General features: G+C 67.1%; 18 protein-coding genes. 6 read left to right on the forward strand and 12 right to left on the reverse strand.

The window, feature by feature from the left end:
• Window positions 1-98: 98 nt before the first annotated feature.
• Window positions 99-686 carry a hypothetical protein gene (locus ACP7AR_RS14910; protein ID WP_426187340.1) on the reverse strand — a complete coding sequence of 196 codons (588 nt, stop codon included), beginning with the start codon at window positions 684-686 and terminating at the stop codon, window positions 99-101.
• Window positions 687-824: 138 nt separating this feature from the next.
• Between ACP7AR_RS14910 and ACP7AR_RS14915 the strand changes: the two genes are divergently transcribed.
• Both ACP7AR_RS14915 and ACP7AR_RS14920 read left to right on the forward strand, forming a co-directional pair.
• Window positions 825-2066, forward strand: coding sequence for a glycosyltransferase (locus tag ACP7AR_RS14915; protein ID WP_426187342.1), 1242 nt, complete (start codon window positions 825-827; stop codon window positions 2064-2066).
• A 2-nt stretch (window positions 2067-2068) separates the two neighbouring features.
• A complete protein-coding gene (locus ACP7AR_RS14920) occupies window positions 2069-3301 on the forward strand; it encodes a glycosyltransferase family 4 protein (RefSeq protein ID WP_426187344.1) in 1233 nt (410 codons plus the stop codon).
• Between the two features lie 46 nt (window positions 3302-3347).
• On the opposite strand, the gene ACP7AR_RS14925 is transcribed toward ACP7AR_RS14920, so the two are convergent.
• The gene (locus ACP7AR_RS14925; RefSeq protein ID WP_426187346.1) at window positions 3348-3869 is read right to left on the reverse strand and encodes a hypothetical protein; all 522 of its coding nucleotides are present in this window, start codon (window positions 3867-3869) and stop codon (window positions 3348-3350) included.
• 27 nt (window positions 3870-3896) lie between these two features.
• Complete coding sequence (locus ACP7AR_RS14930; protein ID WP_426187348.1) at window positions 3897-4058, reverse strand: hypothetical protein; 162 nt, start codon at window positions 4056-4058, stop codon at window positions 3897-3899.
• A 108-nt stretch (window positions 4059-4166) separates the two neighbouring features.
• Between ACP7AR_RS14930 and ACP7AR_RS14935 the strand changes: the two genes are divergently transcribed.
• A complete protein-coding gene (locus ACP7AR_RS14935) occupies window positions 4167-5132 on the forward strand; it encodes a GlxA family transcriptional regulator (RefSeq protein ID WP_426187350.1) in 966 nt (321 codons plus the stop codon).
• Window positions 5133-5137: 5 nt separating this feature from the next.
• Here ACP7AR_RS14935 and ACP7AR_RS14940 read toward each other — a convergent pair whose 3' ends face one another.
• Window positions 5138-5842 (reverse strand): NRDE family protein, encoded by a 705-nt coding sequence (locus ACP7AR_RS14940; protein ID WP_426187352.1) that lies wholly within the window; start codon window positions 5840-5842, stop codon window positions 5138-5140.
• A gap of 18 nt (window positions 5843-5860) precedes the next feature.
• Window positions 5861-7339 carry a peptide MFS transporter gene (locus ACP7AR_RS14945; protein ID WP_426187354.1) on the reverse strand — a complete coding sequence of 493 codons (1479 nt, stop codon included), beginning with the start codon at window positions 7337-7339 and terminating at the stop codon, window positions 5861-5863.
• Between the two features lie 101 nt (window positions 7340-7440).
• Here ACP7AR_RS14945 and coaBC point away from each other — a divergent pair, with 101 nt between their 5' ends.
• The 3 genes from coaBC to ACP7AR_RS14960 are packed head-to-tail and all read left to right on the forward strand — an operon-like array spanning window position 7441 to window position 11382.
• A complete protein-coding gene (coaBC, locus tag ACP7AR_RS14950; protein ID WP_426187356.1) occupies window positions 7441-8643 on the forward strand; it encodes a bifunctional phosphopantothenoylcysteine decarboxylase/phosphopantothenate--cysteine ligase CoaBC in 1203 nt (400 codons plus the stop codon).
• A 56-nt stretch (window positions 8644-8699) separates the two neighbouring features.
• A complete protein-coding gene (locus ACP7AR_RS14955; protein ID WP_426187358.1) occupies window positions 8700-10850 on the forward strand; it encodes an ATP-dependent Clp protease ATP-binding subunit in 2151 nt (716 codons plus the stop codon).
• A 52-nt stretch (window positions 10851-10902) separates the two neighbouring features.
• Window positions 10903-11382: a hypothetical protein gene (locus ACP7AR_RS14960; protein WP_426187360.1), complete on the forward strand. Its 480-nt coding sequence runs from the start codon at window positions 10903-10905 to the stop codon at window positions 11380-11382.
• Here the strand turns inward: ACP7AR_RS14960 and ACP7AR_RS14965 are convergent.
• The 7 genes from ACP7AR_RS14965 to ACP7AR_RS14995 form a co-directional block, all read right to left on the reverse strand.
• The gene (locus ACP7AR_RS14965; RefSeq protein WP_426187362.1) at window positions 11369-12139 is read right to left on the reverse strand and encodes an enoyl-CoA hydratase/isomerase family protein; all 771 of its coding nucleotides are present in this window, start codon (window positions 12137-12139) and stop codon (window positions 11369-11371) included. The two genes, ACP7AR_RS14960 and ACP7AR_RS14965, sit on opposite strands and share 14 nt — an antisense overlap.
• A gap of 22 nt (window positions 12140-12161) precedes the next feature.
• Window positions 12162-13280, reverse strand: coding sequence for a 1,2-phenylacetyl-CoA epoxidase subunit PaaE (gene paaE / locus ACP7AR_RS14970; protein WP_426187364.1), 1119 nt, complete (start codon window positions 13278-13280; stop codon window positions 12162-12164).
• Window positions 13277-13777: a 1,2-phenylacetyl-CoA epoxidase subunit PaaD gene (gene paaD / locus ACP7AR_RS14975; protein ID WP_426187366.1), complete on the reverse strand. Its 501-nt coding sequence runs from the start codon at window positions 13775-13777 to the stop codon at window positions 13277-13279. Before paaD ends, paaE begins: the two co-directional genes overlap by 4 nt.
• Window positions 13771-14595 (reverse strand): 1,2-phenylacetyl-CoA epoxidase subunit PaaC, encoded by an 825-nt coding sequence (gene paaC, locus ACP7AR_RS14980; protein ID WP_426187368.1) that lies wholly within the window; start codon window positions 14593-14595, stop codon window positions 13771-13773. The genes paaD and paaC overlap by 7 nt, the downstream gene beginning before the upstream one ends.
• Window positions 14592-14894, reverse strand: a complete 303-nt coding sequence (gene paaB / locus ACP7AR_RS14985; protein ID WP_426187783.1) for a 1,2-phenylacetyl-CoA epoxidase subunit PaaB — start codon at window positions 14892-14894, stop codon at window positions 14592-14594. The genes paaC and paaB overlap by 4 nt, the downstream gene beginning before the upstream one ends.
• The gene (gene paaA / locus ACP7AR_RS14990; protein ID WP_426187370.1) at window positions 14894-15862 is read right to left on the reverse strand and encodes a 1,2-phenylacetyl-CoA epoxidase subunit PaaA; all 969 of its coding nucleotides are present in this window, start codon (window positions 15860-15862) and stop codon (window positions 14894-14896) included. The genes paaB and paaA overlap by 1 nt, the downstream gene beginning before the upstream one ends.
• Before the next feature lie 69 nt (window positions 15863-15931).
• The gene (locus ACP7AR_RS14995) at window positions 15932-16351 is read right to left on the reverse strand and encodes a pilus assembly protein CpaE (protein WP_426187372.1); all 420 of its coding nucleotides are present in this window, start codon (window positions 16349-16351) and stop codon (window positions 15932-15934) included.
• Between the last annotated feature and the right edge of the window lie 71 nt (window positions 16352-16422).

Below are 16422 nucleotides of genomic sequence, written 5' to 3' on the forward strand. Positions count from 1 at the left end.
TTCTGGAACAGGTCGGCGATCTGCAGCAGGCGGTCGAGGAGCAGGGGATTAATGGTAATGATGGTACTACATCATTACCTAACTTCACTAAATGTGGATCAGGCCGGATCGATCCGCAGCACGTCGGGTGACTCGCCGCCGGAGAGATCGTCCGCGATGCGGATGCTGCGGGCCAGATCATCGAGTGCGGGAATCAGCGTGCCGAATGTCTCGCGGAAGCCTCCGACGGCGGTCAGCGTGACCAGGTGCGTTCCGGTGTCCCATGTGTAGGTGGCGAACGGAGGAGCGGTCGGCTGCTCGGGGAAGGACATCACGAGTTTCTCTCCGACCCCGAGCCTGGAGGGGAACGACTCGGTGTCGTCGTACTCCATCGGCATCATGGCTCGTGCCGTGCGCACATCGTTCGTCAGTTCCTGCGTCGTCGCCATCGCGACCACGAGTTCGGGCTCGGCCTTCCACGTCCACACCAGTACGCGGCCGTCCGCGCGCTTCATCATCGCCGGGGCGAGTTGGCTGATCGCCCACGCGCCGATGCGCGTTCCTCGGGCTGGTGTGCCACCGCCGGCCTGTACGGCATTGCCCATCAGCATCCGCAACGCGGCCTTGCGGTGCCGGCGTCCCTTCCAGCCGAAGGAGTCGGTGACAGGGATCCAGAGCTGCGGGTCTGCGGAGCTGGCGATGCGCATGTCACCACGGTAGAGGATGAGTCTGCGTGCGCGCCCTGACTCCGGCTGGCCTCCCGAGGGCGTGCAGACCGCTCGGGTAGAGTTGCCAGCGCCCTGCACCGGGGCTCATTTCCGACGCGTACCGTAAGGCTGCCATCCGTGACCACCTCTGACGCTCCGATCGACAAGGTCGTTCCGTCTAGCGCCCTCGAGTCCGCCCCGTCGCACAGCGACCGACCGCTGCGCATCGTGATCGGCTGCGACACCTTCGCCCCTGACATCAACGGGGCGGCCCGATTCGCCGAGCGTCTGGCGGCCGGCCTCGTCCAGCGTGGCCACGATGTGCATGTCGTCGCGCCGAATCGGAAGTACCGCCGCGCCGAGCCTCAGACCGAGGTGATCGAGGGCGAGCCCATGACGCTTCATCGTCTGCCGTCGGTGCGCTGGGCACCGCATGACTGGCTGCGATTCGTGTGGCCCTGGCGTGCCAAGCACTACGCCCGCAAGGTGATCGACCGCGTGCAGCCCGATGTCGTGCACATCCAGTCGCACATCGTGATCGGTCGCGGACTGTCGCGCATCGCCCACGAGCGCGGCATCCCGGTCATCGCCACCAACCACGTGATGGCCGAGAACATCCTCGATCACACCACGATGCCGAAGTTCGTCGACGACCTGGTGCTCCGCTTCGCGTGGGCAGATGCCAAGCGCACCTTCGAGATCACGCGCGCGATCACCACTCCGACCCGTCGCGCCGCCGACTTCCTCGAGCGCACGGTCGAGGTGCAGGGCGTCATCCCGATCAGCTGCGGTATCGATCGCACGCAGTACACGCCGGTGATCGCACCGCGTGAGAAGAACCGCATCATCTTCGTCGGACGACTGACCGCCGAGAAGCAGGTCGAGGTCATCCTGCAGGCGATGACGAAACTCGACCCCGCGCTCGAGACCACCTTCGACATCGTCGGCGGCGGAGATCAGCGCAAGAACCTCGAGCGCCTCACGGCAGAGCTCGGTCTCGCCGACCGCGTCACATTCCACGGGCGCACGACCGACGAGGAACTGCGCGCTCTGCTCTCGCGGGCGAGCCTGTTCGTGATCGCCTCGATCGCCGAACTGCAGTCGATTGCGACAATGGAGGCGATGGCATCGGCACTGCCGATCGTCGCTGCGGATGCTGTCGCCCTTCCGCACCTCGTGCATGACGGTGAGAACGGCTACCTGTTCGAACCCGGCAACGCCGAAGAGCTCGCTGCGCGCCTCACCGACGTGCTCACGGCAGAGTCCGCCGAGTACGAGCGGATGCAGCAGGCGTCGCTCCAGGGCGTCGTCGTGCACGACATCAACCGCACACTCGACACCTTCGAAGCGCTCTACCGCGACGAACCGCTGCCCGAGTAGTCATGCACATCGTCTTCTTCGGCGATCAGCACCTGGAGTCGCTCGGCGGCGCACAGGTGTCTATGAGGCTGCAGCGGCGATATCTGGAGCGCGCAGGACACGCGGTGACGGTGGTGGCGCCGAAGACGCACGTGGTGCACGACGCGGATGCCGGCTATCTTGACACCCCGTCGATCCCGATCACCCTCGACCGCGAGTACTCGATGTCGTGGCCGGGGCGGCGCACCGACCGCTTCCTCGACCGGGCATTCGCCCACCGACCGCCCGTCGACCTCGTGCATGTGCAGGCCGACTTCTGGGGTGCGTTCATCGGGCATCGCTTCGCGCACCGCCACGGCATCCCCGTGGTGCACACCATGCACAACCGCGTCGATGTCGGCATGGCTGCGGTCACGCCCCTGTACAAGCCGGCACTCGCCGCGCTCAATCTGTGGCGGCGCATCGCGATGCGGGGTATCGGCCGGCCGATCGGCGGCAGTGACGGCTGGGCGTTCCTGCGCGGCATCGCCCAGGGATCGGACGCCGTCACAGCGCCCTCCGGCCACTTCGCGCGCCGGCTCGAGCGGCACGGCGTCTTCGATCGGGTCGATGTGGTGTGGAACGGCATCGATGACGAACTGCTGGCGCAGACGCGCGCGGCACAGGATGCCACCGCGTCACGTGCCCGGCGCCCCCGCTTCGTGTGGCTCGGGCGGATGAGCCCGGAGAAGCGGCTGCTGCCCTTCCTCGAGGCCGTCGTGGAATCGGGCGTGGATGCCGATATCGAGGTGATCGGCGGCGGCGGACAGCTGCGTGCCGCCGAGAAGGTCGCCCGTGGCCATGACGGCATCCGGTTCGCCGGCCGCCTCTCCTACGCTGAGACACTCGCCCGGATCGCTGCGGCGGATGCCGTGGTGCAGACCTCGATCGGCTTCGAGACGCAGGGCATGACGCCGTTCGAGGCAGCGGCACTGGGTACGCCGACGGTCGTCAGTGATCCGGACATCGCCGGTGAGCTGCGCGGTGGGCTGTGGGTTGTGGCGGGGCCGGGAGTTGCGGGGCCGGGGGCTGCGGGGCGGGAGTCCTCCGAGGCTCAGCGCATCACCGCGCTCGCCGAGACATTGCAGCGCGCGGCATCCGATATCACGGCAGGCACAGCACCGACGCCCGATCCTGACGTGGCAGAGGCGTTCCGCCAGTCCTCGCGCACGGCAGCGATGATCGAGATCTACGAACGCGTGCTCGCATCGCGGTGAGAGCGGCCAGAGGCGGAGCGGCAGCCCGCCATTCAGGCGCGGGGCTTCAGAAGGCGAACGCCGAGCTGACCGAGAAGATGATGAAGCTGAAGCCGGTGCCGATGACGCCGGCCCCGCCGAGGCCTGTGGCGATGCCGGCGAGAGCGTGCGGAGCCCCCACCCGCTTGAGGCCGATGATGCCGAAGGCGAGCGCGGCTGCGGCGGCGAGGAAGACGATCACAGACAGGACGCCGCTGATGAGGTTGATCAGATCGTAAGCCTGAGAACGGATCATGATCTGGACGATCACGTTCTGCAGGAGACCGAGGCCGAGACCGACGAGTCCGATGATGAAGCCGATCTTGCCCGGTGTGTTGGAGTCGGTCGGCCTGGCTGCCGTTGACGCGTACGCCGGCTGAGCGTACTGGGGCTGAGCGTACTGGGGCTGCGGCGCCCCGCCCTGATAGTGATGCTGCGCGGTGGGCGCTGGTGCGGGACTCGGCGTCTGCTGCGTCGGGTAGCCCGCCTGCGGCGGCTGAGGAGCGTTCGACGCGTACGGCGGAACCTGAGGCTGCTGCGGGTCGCTCATGCGTTGAGCATAACGGCGAGACGTTCGTCAGCGGTAGGCAGGCGTCGGCTCTGCGTTCTGGGTGACGTCGTGCTCCGCGACTCGTGTCCAATCCGTCGCGACAGCCTGGAAGCCATCCCGGCGCACTTCCACGAGAGTCGCAACGAGACCGATGAGGGCAAGTGCTGCAAGAAGGATGATGATGACCATGGCAGAAATGCTATGCATGGCGTTTTCTCGCCACCAGTGGCAGAATCGACATAGATCATCGAAAAACTGCCAAACTGTACTCGCTGGTTTCAGACGCAGAGGAGCATCATGAAGACCGTCGCCTGCATCATCCAAGACGGGTTCGCCCCGTTCGAATTCGGCGTCGCCTGCGAGGCCTTCGGCCTCGACCGCACGGACGACGGTGTGCCGAACTTCGACTTCCGCGTCGTCACAGCCGACCCGGGCAAAGTGACCTCGAAGATCGGCTTCTCGATCAACGTCGAGGACGACCTCTCCTTCGCGTACGAAGCCGATCTCGTCATCGTGTGTCCGATCCCGCGCAAGTGGTGGGGAGCCACCGATCCCCGCATCCTCGATGTGGTGCGCGATGCCGAGGCCAGGGGCGCCTGGTTGCTCACCATCTGCAGCGGGTCATTCGTCATCGCTCAGGCTGGCGTGCTCGACGGCCGCCGTGCGACGACGCACTGGATGTACGCGGATGAGATGAAGGCGATGTTCCCCGAAGTCGACGTCGATCCCGACGTGCTGTTCGTGCAGGACGGGCGCATCATCACGAGCGCGGGCACGGCCGCCGGTCTCGATGCCTGCCTGCATCTGCTGCGACAGGAGATCGGAGCCGAGCTCACCAACCGCGTCGCCCGTCGCATGGTCGTGCCGCCGCAGCGCGACGGCGGACAGGCGCAGTACATCGACCGTCCTCTGCCGGTCGTGCAGAGCGATTCTCTCGTCACCGTCACAGACTGGGCGATCGGGAATCTCCGGGAGGAGCTGACCGTCGATCAGCTCGCCTCTCGTGCACACATGTCACCGCGCACGTTCGCGCGTCGTTTCAAGGCCGAGCACGGCGCGACGCCCGCGGCGTGGCTGGCCCGACAGCGCATCATCCACGCGCAGCGCCTGCTCGAACGCTCCGACCTGGGTCTCGATGCGATCGCCGTGGAATGCGGATTCGGCTCGGCTGCAGTCCTGCGACAGAACTTCGCGCGGGTGCTGGCGACGACGCCGACGGCGTACCGCGCGAAGTTCGCCTGTGCAGACGAACCAGCAGCCTGATCTGCTCAGCTTTCCCGGGGTGACCAGTGACCCGGGGAGGAAAGTGCGGTCCCTCGTACGTCCAGACCTTCGTGGCCGACGGAGGCGACGCAGTACAGCAACGACTGCGTCGGGTACCCGTGCGGGCGGTTGTCGCGGATGATCGCCGCGTCATCGGTGGGATCGAGAACGGTGGATGCTTCGAGCAGCTCGATCCACTCGCGATCCCAGTCGTCCCTCGTGGCCGCGTGCGCCCTGAACTCCGGCAGCCACCTGGCGATGCGCGCCGTGGCGGGGTCGTCCAGTCCGTCGTGGGCGATCATGTGCACGCCCGTCGGGACGGGTGTTTCGGTCAGGCTCGCGCCATCCCACGACAGCACGCGCGCAGCATCCGGTCCGACCTCGAGGAGATTGAAGCCGTGCATCGACAACGGGGCGACCGGAGCCCGCCCGGCGACGGATTCCAGAGCCAGGCTGCCGCGACTGAGCACCTGATCCTCCGGCAACTCGAGGGTGTCAGCGCGGTTAAGCAGAACGGCAAGGCGCCCGGTGCTCCGATTCGCCGCGAGCCAGGCCCCGCCTGCACGGCGATCGCGGATACCGATCACGCCAGGGTAGCGATCGGGCCACCATTCGCCGAGTGAATCCCAGGCGCGCTGGGGGTCCTCATCTCGGACCGCAAGAAGTCGCGACCCTCCCGGCTCAGCGACATCGATCACGACGGTGCACACAGGGCTCAGTCTAGATCGCTAGCGCACGCCCTTCATGAGACGCAGGACCGGCTTCGCAGCGAGCAGCATCGCCACGCCCACCGCGGCCGCGATGAGCCCGAGAACGAGGAAGTAGGGCACCTCGTTCGATGGATCGTAGAAAACCGCGAGCTGACCCGCCAGCGCGGTGCCCAGTGACACCGAGAGGAAGAACAGCGCGACCATCTGCGTGTGGAACGCCTGCGGGGCGAGCTTGGTCGTCACGGACAGACCGACGGGGGAGAGGAGCAGCTCAGCGATCGTGAAGGCGAACAGGATGCCGATGATCGCCAGCAGCGGTGTCGAGTTCTCGCCGCCGCCGGCGAAGGGCAGGAGCAGCAGGAACGCGCCGCCCATGATGATCGCGCCGAGTGCGAACTTCACCGGCGTCGACGGCTGGCGTTTGCCGAGTCGCGTCCAGAGCCACGCGAAGAATCCTGAGAGCACGATGATGAACACGGGGTTGATCGACTGCACCCAGGATACCGGCATCTCCCAACCGAAGAGATCGCGGTTCAGTCGTTTGTCCGAGTAGACGGTGAGCACCGTGAACTGCTGCTGGTACAGCGACCAGAACGCCACTGAGGTGAGGAACAGGGGCACGAACGCCCACACGCGACTGCGTTCCTCAGAAGTGACCTTTCGACTGGCGAGGATCACGGCGAAGTATGCGATCGTCGCGGCGATGACCGTGATGATGACGACCAGCGCGAGGTTGTCGGCACGGATGACCCCGGTGAGGACGAGCGCGACGATGACGATCACCACTGCCGCCGCGATGCCCCCGACGAACGGATACCGGCGTCGTGGCAGTGGATTCGAGACTTTGCGAGCCTCTTCGGGAAGTCCTCGCCGACCGAACGAGTACTGCACGAGGCCGGCGATCATCCCGACGGCGGCGAGTCCGAAGCCCCAGTGGAAGCCGGCCGTGGACTGCAGTAGTCCTGTGAGCAACGGCCCGAGGAACGCGCCGAGGTTGATGCCGAGGTAGAAGAGGGAGAAGCCGCCGTCGCGTCGGGTGTCGTCTGCGGAGTAGAGCGTGCCGACGACCGCGGTCGCAGTCGCCTTCAGCCCGCCGGATCCGATGGCGACGAGGACGAGCCCGACGCCGACCCCGACGAATCCCGGAAGCAGCGCCAGCGCGAGGTGGCCGGCCACGATCACGATCGCGCTGAGGAACAGCACGCGTTCCGCGCCGAGCAGCCGGTCGGCGATCCAGGCGCCGAGGATCGTGGACAGGTAGACGGCTCCGCCGTACGCCCCGACGATCCCCGCGGCCACAGCCTCGGGCATGCCCAGTCCGCCGTCTGCGGCCGAGTAGTAGAGGTAGATGAGCAGGATGCCCTGCATGCCGTAGAAGCTGAATCGCTCCCACATCTCGACGCCGAACACATGCGCGAGGGCGCGAGGGTGGCCGAAGAAGCGCGTGTCCGCGGACCCGGCGTCTGGCGCCGGGGGCGCAACAGGAGGAGTGCTCATATCCCGTCACGTTACGCTTTTTGCGCTGCTGTCGGCACGGATCGATCCGGATCGGACGGGCGAGACGCCCGCAGCGGTCGCCACTCGGGCAGAATCGACACATGAACATCGTCGTCGGAGTCACTGGCGGCATCGCCGCGTACAAGACCGTTCATCTGGTCCGACTGCTCGTCAAGGCGGGGCACGAGGTCACCGTGATCCCCACTGAGGATGCGCTGCGTTTCGTCGGAGCGCCGACCTGGGAGTCGATCAGCCGCAACGCCGTCACGACGAGCGTGCACGACGACGTTGCGAAGGTGCGGCACGTCGCACTCGGCCAGGCGGCGGACCTCGTGATCGTCGCCCCCGCCACGGCGAACACGATCGCGAAGATGACCGCGGGGCTCGCCGATGATCTGCTCGGCACCACTCTGCTGGCGACGACGGCACCGGTCGCGATCGCCCCTGCGATGCACACCGAGATGTGGCGGCATCCGGCCACCCAGGCGAACATCCACACGCTGCGCGAGCGGGGGGTCAACGTGTTCGGACCGGGGGACGGCGAACTGACCGGCGGCGATTCGGGCCCTGGTCGGATGCTCGAACCGGAGGAGATCGTCGACGCCGCTCTCGCACTGCTCGACCCGCAGGATCTCGCAGGGTTGCGGGTGGTCGTCTCGGCCGGAGGCACGCGCGAGCCCATCGATCCGGTGCGGTTCCTGGGCAATCGCTCGAGCGGGAGACAGGGTGTGGCGCTCGCCGCCGAGGCCGCGGCCCGCGGTGCCGACGTCGACCTGGTCGCTGCGAACATCACCGCCGACGTGCTCGCCGAAGCGCGGCATCCGCGAATCAGGGTGCATGCGGTCGGCACCGCCGCGCAGCTCGGTCATGTGATGACGGATGCTGCGGCGCCCGCCGACGTCGTGATCATGGCGGCAGCCGTCGCGGACTACCGTCCGGCCGAGCCGTCGGATCAGAAGCTGACGAAGGAGGCCGGCACGCTCTCCTCGATCGACCTGGTGGAGAACGACGACATCGTCGCCGGCCTCGCCGCTGCTCGCCCACCGGGGCAGATCATCGTGGCATTCGCGGCGGAGACGCTGCCCGATGCGGATGAGCGGCGCGAGCGGGCGCGTCGAAAGCGAGAGCGCAAAGGCGTCGATCTGCTCGCAGTGAACCTCGCAGACGCCGAGCACGGTTTCGAGAAGGCAGACAACGCGGTCGAGGTCATCGGCGAGGGCGGCGTGGTCGTGGTCGCGGCCGACGGGTCGAAGCGTCGCGTCGCCCGTGCAATCTGGGATGCCGTGCAGAAAACGCGCACGTGAGGTAAACTTGAGTCATCAGCACTCAACTTTGAAGAGGAGAAGTCCGGGAGGACACGATGACCAACCCCGCACAACCGCAGCAAGACGACCAGCAGTCCGCTCTCGAGCAGTACGGCATCAATCTCACCGATCGCGCACGTCAAGGCAAGCTCGATCCGGTGATCGGACGTGACAGCGAGATCCGTCGCGTCAGCCAGGTGCTCACCCGCCGCACGAAGAACAACCCCGTGCTGATCGGCGAGCCGGGTGTCGGAAAGACCGCGGTCGTCGAGGGCCTCGCCCAGCGGATCGTCGCGGGAGACGTCGCGGAGTCACTCAAGGACAAAGAGCTCATCACGCTCGACATCTCCGCGCTGGTCGCCGGTGCCATGTACCGCGGCCAGTTCGAAGAGCGGCTGAAGCAGGTCCTGAAGGAGATCACCGAGTCCGATGGACAGGTCATCACGTTCATCGACGAACTTCACACCCTGATGGGTGCGGGAGGCGGCGAAGGATCGGTCGCGGCATCCAACATGCTCAAGCCCATGCTCGCGCGTGGTGAGCTGCGCCTGATCGGTGCCACAACGCTCAACGAGTACCGCGAGTTCATCGAGAAGGACGCCGCGCTCGAGCGCCGCTTCCAGCAGGTCTACGTCGGCGAGCCGACGGTCGAGGACACGATCGCGATCCTGCGCGGGCTCAAGGAGCGCTACGAGGCGCACCACAAGGTTGCGATCTCCGACAGTGCTCTGGTCGCCGCAGCATCCCTCTCCAACCGGTACATCCCGAGCAGGCAGTTGCCGGACAAGGCGATCGACCTGATCGACGAGGCGGCATCCCGACTGCGCATGGAGATCGACTCGGCACCCGTCGAGATCGATGAACTGCGCCGTCATGTCGATCGGCTGAAGCTGGAAGAGCTCGCACTCAAGAAGGAGAAGGATGCCGCGTCGAAGGAACGCCTGGCTGCGCTGCGCGAAGATCTCGCCGCCGAGCAGTCGCGCCTCGGCGAGCTGCAGGAGCGGTGGGAGCGCGAGCGGGCGTCGCTGAACAAGGTCGGCGACCTCAAGACCCGACTGGATGCCGCGCGCAGCGACGCAGAACGCGCGCAGCGCGAGGGCAACCTCGAGAAGGCATCGCGGCTGCTGTACGCGGAGATCCCGGCGCTCGAGCGCGAGGTCATCGAGGCTGAGCGGTCGGAGGCATCCGGGGACAGCGAAGGCCGTATGGTGGGCGACCAGGTGACGGAACAGGACATCGCCGGTGTCATCGCGGCGTGGACCGGAATCCCCGTGGGCCGTCTGCTGCAGGGTGAGACCGAGAAGCTCCTGCACCTCGAGACCGAGCTCGGCAAGCGTCTGATCGGGCAGAAGGAGGCCGTCCAGGCCGTCTCTGACGCCGTGCGCCGCTCCCGTGCGGGCATCAGTGATCCAGGCCGCCCGACCGGATCGTTCCTGTTCCTCGGCCCGACCGGGGTGGGAAAGACCGAGCTTGCCAAAGCCCTCGCGCAGTTCCTCTTCGACGACGAGCACGCCATGGTGCGCATCGACATGTCGGAGTACGGCGAGAAGCACTCCGTCTCTCGTCTCGTCGGCGCCCCTCCCGGCTACGTCGGCTACGAGCAGGGTGGGCAGCTCACCGAAGCCGTCCGTCGGCGCCCGTACAGCGTCGTGCTGCTGGATGAGGTCGAGAAGGCGCACCCCGAGGTCTTCGACGTGCTGCTGCAGGTCATGGACGACGGTCGCCTGACCGATGGTCAGGGGCGTACTGTCGACTTCTCGAACGTCATCCTCATCCTCACTTCCAACCTCGGCTCGCCGATCCTCATCGACCCGATGCTGTCCCTCGACGAGAAGCGCGAGGGTGTCATGGATCTCGTGCGCCAGGCCTTCAAGCCCGAGTTCGTGAACCGTCTCGATGACATCGTCATCTTCCAGGCGCTCACCGAGGACGATCTGGCGCAGATCGTGGAGCTCGCGATCGATCAGCTGCACACGCGGCTGCGCGAACGCCGACTCACCCTCGCCGTCACACCCGATGCTCGGTCCTGGCTCGCCGAACGCGGCTACGACCCGGTGTACGGGGCGCGTCCACTGCGCAGGCTCATCACCAACCAGGTGCAGAACAAGCTCGCCACGGCGCTGCTGTCCGGCGGCGTGCGCGACGGGGATTCCGTTCGGGTCGACGTGGCTGCGGACGGGTCTGGTCTGGTGCTGACCTCGGCATAGGCGGCCAGCCCAGCGGGATGGGCGGCACCGCTGGGGCGGTAGGGTCGACCGCATGAGGCTCTCCGGTCGGTTCGTCCGTGTCTTCCAGTGGATCGCTCCGCTGCTGCTGCCGGCGCTCGTGGTGTTCGGGCGGGGGCTCCTCGGTGCGCCGATGGGATGGATGATGCTCATCGGACTGTTCGCCGGCCCCGTCGCGATGATCGCGATGTACATCGCGCCGATCATCGTCGTCTTCGACCGCGACGCGAAGGCGGCCCGCAGCACCCGATTGTTCTACAACGTCGCCAGCTGGGTGACCTGGGGCGCGCTGCTGGTCGTGATGTTCACCCTCGTCGACGGTGGGGATTCGCCTCCGTTCGGGTCCGCGCTCTCGGCCTGGGGCATCATGAGCAGCGACGTGTCGTCGAACATCTCCGGCGTCGCTCTGATCATCGCCGTCGTCGGCTGGGTCGGGACTCTCGCCACCGCGATCGTCGGGGTGGTGCAGTCGCGCAGTGCGGGCCAGGCGACGCAGGCGCTCAGCGGCCTGTGAACTCCGGCGGCCGCTTCTGCTGGAACGCGGCGAACCCCTCGCGGTAGTCGGCGGTGTCGCGCAGCGACGCCTGGTTCGCGTTCTCCTCGGCCACGGCATCCCACAGCGCGAGACGCTCGTCGCGCAATCGTGCGATGAGACGCTTGCTGGCGAGGAATGCCTGGGTCGCGCCCGCGGCGGCGCGCGATGCCGCGGCATCCGTCGCCGCGAGGATCTCGGCGGCAGGCAGTACCTGTGAGAAGAGCCCGGACTGCACGGCCTCGGTGCCGCTCATGAGGCGCCCGGTGTAGATCAGGTCGAGCGTCTTGTGCGCTCCGAGCCGGTCGAAGAACAACGCGTGACCGCCGGAGTCCAGGGTCGCGCCGAGCGCTGCGAACGGCGACCCGATCTTCGCGGTGTCGGCGACGTACACCACATCCGTGGCGATCAGCAGACCGAGTCCGACGCCCAGGCAGGCGCCGTGCGCGGCAGCGAACGTGGGTGCGGGGAACGCCGACATCTTCTGCAGCAGCGGAGTGACGAGGCCGTCGAGGTACCCGGTCACGTCGTCGGTGCTCGGGTCCACTCCTGCGATGTCGCGTCCGGCGCAGAACCCTGCGCCCTCGCCGCGCAGCACCAGTGCGCGCACGCCGGCCGCCGCGGCCTCATCGTAGGCAGTGCTGAGTTCCCCGAGAGCCGCGACGTCGAGCGCGTTGCGCTTCTGCGGCGCATTGAGCACGACGTGGGCGACCCCGTCGGAGATGGTCAGATCGATCATGTCGACTCCTTCATCGAGGCGATCAGCTGTCGTAGTCGACGACGACGCGCTTCGTCGTCGGGTGGGACTGGCATGTCAGGACGTATCCGCGTTCGATCTCGTCGGGCTCGAGCGCGTAATTCTGCGTCATCCGCACCTCACCCTCGGTCAGCCGCGCGCGGCACGTGCCGCACACGCCACCCGCGCACGCGAACGGTACGTCGCCGCGCACCCGCAGCGCGGCATCCAGGATCGCCTCGTTCGCGGGCCCCGGCGACTCCACCGTCGAGGACAACCCGTCGAGGGTGAACTCGATCAGGCGCATCTCGTCGCCCTCGCCGATGCCGACCGGCCGTCCGCGATCGACGCGCGGGCTGTCGGCATCGCTCGTGAACAGTTCGAAGCGGATGCTGTCGTGCGGCACACCTCGGCCCTCGAGCGTCTCGCGGCAGAGGGCGACGAGGTCGAACGGTCCGCACAGGAACCACTCGGTCACCGTGCTCGGCGGGAGCAGGTCGTCGAGGATCGCATTCAGTTTCTCTGCATCGATGCGTCCGGACAGCAGCGGCGCCGTGCGCTGCTCGCGGGAGAGCACGTGGTGCAGGGCGAGCCGCGCGGGGTAGCGATCCTTCAGATCGGCGAGGTCGTCGAGGAACATGACGTCCTGCGTGGCGCGGTTCGTGTAGACGAGGCTGAACTGCGCCGTCGGCGACGACGCCAGCACGTGGGAGGCGAGCGCCATCATCGGCGTCACGCCGGAGCCGGCGGCGATGCCGGCGATGTGCGCATGCTCGAGGTCGGGCAGATTCGTGGTGAACGTGCCCTCGGGGCTCATCACCTCGATGTGGTCACCGGGTTTCAGATTCTCGTGCGCCCAGACCGAGAAAAGCCCGCCGCGGTCGCGCTTGATGCCGACACTGATGCTGCTGTTCCCTGAGCCCGTCGAAGGGGCCGGCGGTCGGCAGATCGAATAGCTGCGCCGCACTTCGTGTCCGTCGACGTGGGCACGGAGCGCGACGTACTGCCCGGGAAGGTAGTCGTAGTCGCCCTGCAGGTCCGGTGGAACCGCGAACGTGACCTCGATGCTCTCCGCCGTCAGCGGCCGCACGTCGGAGACGGTGAGTTCATGGAAGCGCCCTCTGCGGCGCGTGCTCGTGTTCACAGCACCTTGAAGTGGTCGAAGGGCTCCAGGCACGTGCGGCACTCGAAGAGCGCCTTGCAGGATGTCGAGCCGAAGCGGGCGATCTCGCGAGTGTCGAGCGATCCGCAGCGCGGGCACTTCACTGCCAGTCGCAGCCGGATCGGCCCCTGCCCGAGTGCGGCGCGTGCGTGCGGTGGGGCGATGCCGTAGTCGCGGAGCTTCTGTTTGCCGGCATCCGTCATCCAGTCCGTCGTCCACGCCGGTGACAGGGTGGTGCGCACCTCGACGTCCTCGAACCCCGCGGCAGTGAGTGCGAGGAGCACATCGTCGCGCATCGCGTCGAGTGCTGGGCAGCCGCTGTATGTGGGTGTGAGGGTGACGATCACCCTGCTGCGATCGATCGTCACATCGCGCAGGACGCCGAGATCCTCGATCGTGAGCACGGGGATCTCCGGGTCGGTCACCGTGGCGGCGATCGCCCAGGCATGCTCGCGGCGCGTGGTCGTGGTGGTCACCATGATGCTCTCGGATGCTGTCGGGCCAAGACCTGCATCTCGGCGAGGAGGTGCCCCATGGTGGGGAAATGGCTGCCGCGTCGACCTCCGCCCGACGAAGCGCGTACGTCGGGAATCTCGAGTTCCGCCTCAGCGAAGACCGCCTCGATCACGGTGTCGAATCCGTCGCGCAGGGTTGATGGACGAACCGCGATGCCGTCCAGCTCGCCGATCAACGGTTCGTCGCGGAACAGCTCGTCGACGTACGGCCAGACATCCCCAACCGCGCGGATCATCCGGCGTCGCGACTCGTCGGTGCCGCCGGCGAGGCGCAGCGTCCACTGCACGGCGTGATCGCGGTGGTAGTCGACCTCCTTCAGCGCCTTTTCGGCGACGGCGGCGAGCGTGGCATCCTTCGTTGCGCGCAGAGCCGAGTAGAGCTCGAACATGTAGGCGGATGCCGCGAGCTGCCGTGCGATCGTCTGCGCGAAGTCACCGTTGGGCTGCTCGAAGAGCCAGGCACTGCGGAACTCCGGCTCATCGCGGAAGTACGCCAGATCGTCTTCGCTGCGGCCGTCGGCGGTGCCCGCATAGTGCAGCAGTGAGCGCGCATGACCGAGCAGATCGAGCGCGATGTTGCCGAGCGCGACGTCCTCTTCGAGCTCCGGCGCGCGTGCGATCCAGCCGCCGAGCTGCTGCGACAGGATGAGGGCGTCATCGCCGAGCCAGAGAGCGTACTCGGCGACGGTCGGAGTCGCGGTGGCGTTCGTGTCGCCTGCGAGTTCTGCGGCGAGTTCGAGTTCGTCGACGGTGACGTGCGGGAGTGGGCGTGAGCCGCTCATAGGTGCGGCACCCCCTCGGATGCGGTGTAGTACACGGCGTGACGGTAGTTCTTGCCCGCAGGGCTCTCGAAGAACGAGCCTTTGGCGTCCGGGTCGCTCGTGGTGATGGCATCCGCCGGCACGACCCAGATGGAGGTGCCCTCCCCGCGGCGCGTGTACAGATCGCGGGCGTTGCGCACAGCGAGCTCGGCGTCGGGGGCGTGCAGGGATCCGGCGTGCACGTGGCTCATTCCGCGGTTCGCGCGGACGAACACCTCCCACAGCGGCCACGTCTCCGGGGCGTTCTCGGTGCTGACCATCACGCGGCCTCCTTCGAGTTGCGTGCGGCCTGCTTTCGGGCGTATTCCACCGCGGCTTCGCGCACCCATGCGCCGTTCTCGTGTGCTTCGCGCCGCGCGCGCAGTCGCTCGGTGTTCATCGGGCCATTGCCGCCCAGTACCTCGAAGAACTCGGTCCAGTCGATCTCGCCGCCCACGTACTGCTGCGTCTCCTCGTCGAAGTGCAGCTCCGGATCCGGCAGCGTGATGCCGAGCGCCTCGGCCTGCGGCACCAGCATCCCGATGAAGCGCTGGCGCAGCTCGTCGTTCGAGAACCGCTTGATGTTCCACGCCATCGACTGTGCGGAGTTCGGGGAGTCGCCGTCGGGAGGGCCGAACATCATCAGGCTCGGCCAGTACCAGCGGTTCACAGCATCCTGCGCCATCCTGCGCTGGGCATCCGTTCCCTGCATCAGGGCCAGCAGGATCTCGAAGCCCTGCCGCTGGTGGAACGATTCCTCTTTGCAGATGCGGATCATCGCGCGCCCGTACGGTCCGTACGAGGCGCGGCACAGCGGTACCTGATTGCAGATCGCGGCGCCGTCGACGAGCCATCCGATCGCGCCCATGTCCGCCCAGGTCGGGGTGGGGTAGTTGAAGATCGACGAGTACCTCGCCTTGCCCTCGATGAGCTGCGTGGTCATCTCGTCGCGCGTGATCCCGAGCGTCTGAGCTGCTGAGTACAGGTAAAGGCCATGTCCTGCCTCATCCTGCACCTTCGCCATCAGGATGGCTTTGCGCTTCAGGCTCGGAGCGCGCGTGATCCAGTTGCCCTCCGGCTGCATGCCGATGATCTCGGAGTGCGCGTGTTGGCCGATCTGACGGATCAGTGCACGGCGGTAGGCATCGGGCATCCAGTCGCGCGGCTCGATCCGCGAATCAGCGGCGATGATCTCGTCGAAACGGCGCTGCTCTTCGGAGAGCTCGCCCGCGCCTTCAGGGATGGCCATCGCGACTCCTTCGTCTTTCCTGACCGTACGTTCAGTAATTCTCCCACATGCGGAAGAACTTCGCACTCGTCAGTGGGAGCGTGAGACGAGCTCCAGGAGCGCCCGACCGTACGCTTCGGAAGGATCGGGATGCTCGAAACGCAGTGCCTCACCGCTGATCTCGATCTCCACCAGGAATGAATCCTCCAGGCGAACCAGCCTGCGGAAGGTGCCGCGCAACAGGTCGCGCAACTGATCTTCGCGGGGCAGCCATACGGCGTCCGCCAGTTCGACCGCATCCAGCGCCCACTCGGTCGTGCCGTTGAACGCGAGGTCGGTGCCGCGCGGCGTCCGACGTGCCTCGATGGTCATCTCGCTGACGGTGAAGATCTCGGCCTCGACCTCGAGCTCGACCTCGTCGGGAAGATCGAGCAGGAAACGGTCGCCGCTCTGGGGGAGCCACACGAGGCCGGCCCGCCGCAGTGCGACCGCGAGTTCGCGGGTGATCACCTTTCCACGCTAGACGATGCGACGGAGTCCGCGGCCGGTCCTCTCGGTCTCCGGCGCGAGCGCCCGGTCGC

Origin of the sequence: Microbacterium sp. TWP3-1-2b2, assembly GCF_049896145.1 — a bacterium.
Classification (GTDB): Bacteria; Actinomycetota; Actinomycetes; order Actinomycetales; family Microbacteriaceae; genus Microbacterium.

Bases quoted from the DNA above. Each gene is read 5' to 3' on its own strand.
- ACP7AR_RS14910 (WP_426187340.1), bottom strand. From the start codon at position 686: ATGCGCATCGCCAGCTCCGCAGACCCGCAGCTCTGGATCCCTGTCACC.
- ACP7AR_RS14920 (WP_426187344.1), top strand. From the start codon at position 2,069: ATGCACATCGTCTTCTTCGGCGATCAGCACCTGGAGTCGCTCGGCGGC.
- ACP7AR_RS14925 (WP_426187346.1), bottom strand. From the start codon at position 3,869: ATGAGCGACCCGCAGCAGCCTCAGGTTCCGCCGTACGCGTCGAACGCT.
- ACP7AR_RS14930 (WP_426187348.1), bottom strand. From the start codon at position 4,058: ATGGTCATCATCATCCTTCTTGCAGCACTTGCCCTCATCGGTCTCGTT.
- ACP7AR_RS14935 (WP_426187350.1), top strand. From the start codon at position 4,167: ATGAAGACCGTCGCCTGCATCATCCAAGACGGGTTCGCCCCGTTCGAA.
- ACP7AR_RS14945 (WP_426187354.1), bottom strand. From the start codon at position 7,339: ATGAGCACTCCTCCTGTTGCGCCCCCGGCGCCAGACGCCGGGTCCGCG.
- coaBC (WP_426187356.1), top strand. From the start codon at position 7,441: ATGAACATCGTCGTCGGAGTCACTGGCGGCATCGCCGCGTACAAGACC.
- ACP7AR_RS14955 (WP_426187358.1), top strand. From the start codon at position 8,700: ATGACCAACCCCGCACAACCGCAGCAAGACGACCAGCAGTCCGCTCTC.
- ACP7AR_RS14960 (WP_426187360.1), top strand. From the start codon at position 10,903: ATGAGGCTCTCCGGTCGGTTCGTCCGTGTCTTCCAGTGGATCGCTCCG.
- ACP7AR_RS14965 (WP_426187362.1), bottom strand. From the start codon at position 12,139: ATGATCGATCTGACCATCTCCGACGGGGTCGCCCACGTCGTGCTCAAT.
- paaD (WP_426187366.1), bottom strand. From the start codon at position 13,777: ATGGTGACCACCACGACCACGCGCCGCGAGCATGCCTGGGCGATCGCC.
- paaC (WP_426187368.1), bottom strand. From the start codon at position 14,595: ATGAGCGGCTCACGCCCACTCCCGCACGTCACCGTCGACGAACTCGAA.
- paaB (WP_426187783.1), bottom strand. From the start codon at position 14,894: ATGGTCAGCACCGAGAACGCCCCGGAGACGTGGCCGCTGTGGGAGGTG.
- paaA (WP_426187370.1), bottom strand. From the start codon at position 15,862: ATGGCCATCCCTGAAGGCGCGGGCGAGCTCTCCGAAGAGCAGCGCCGT.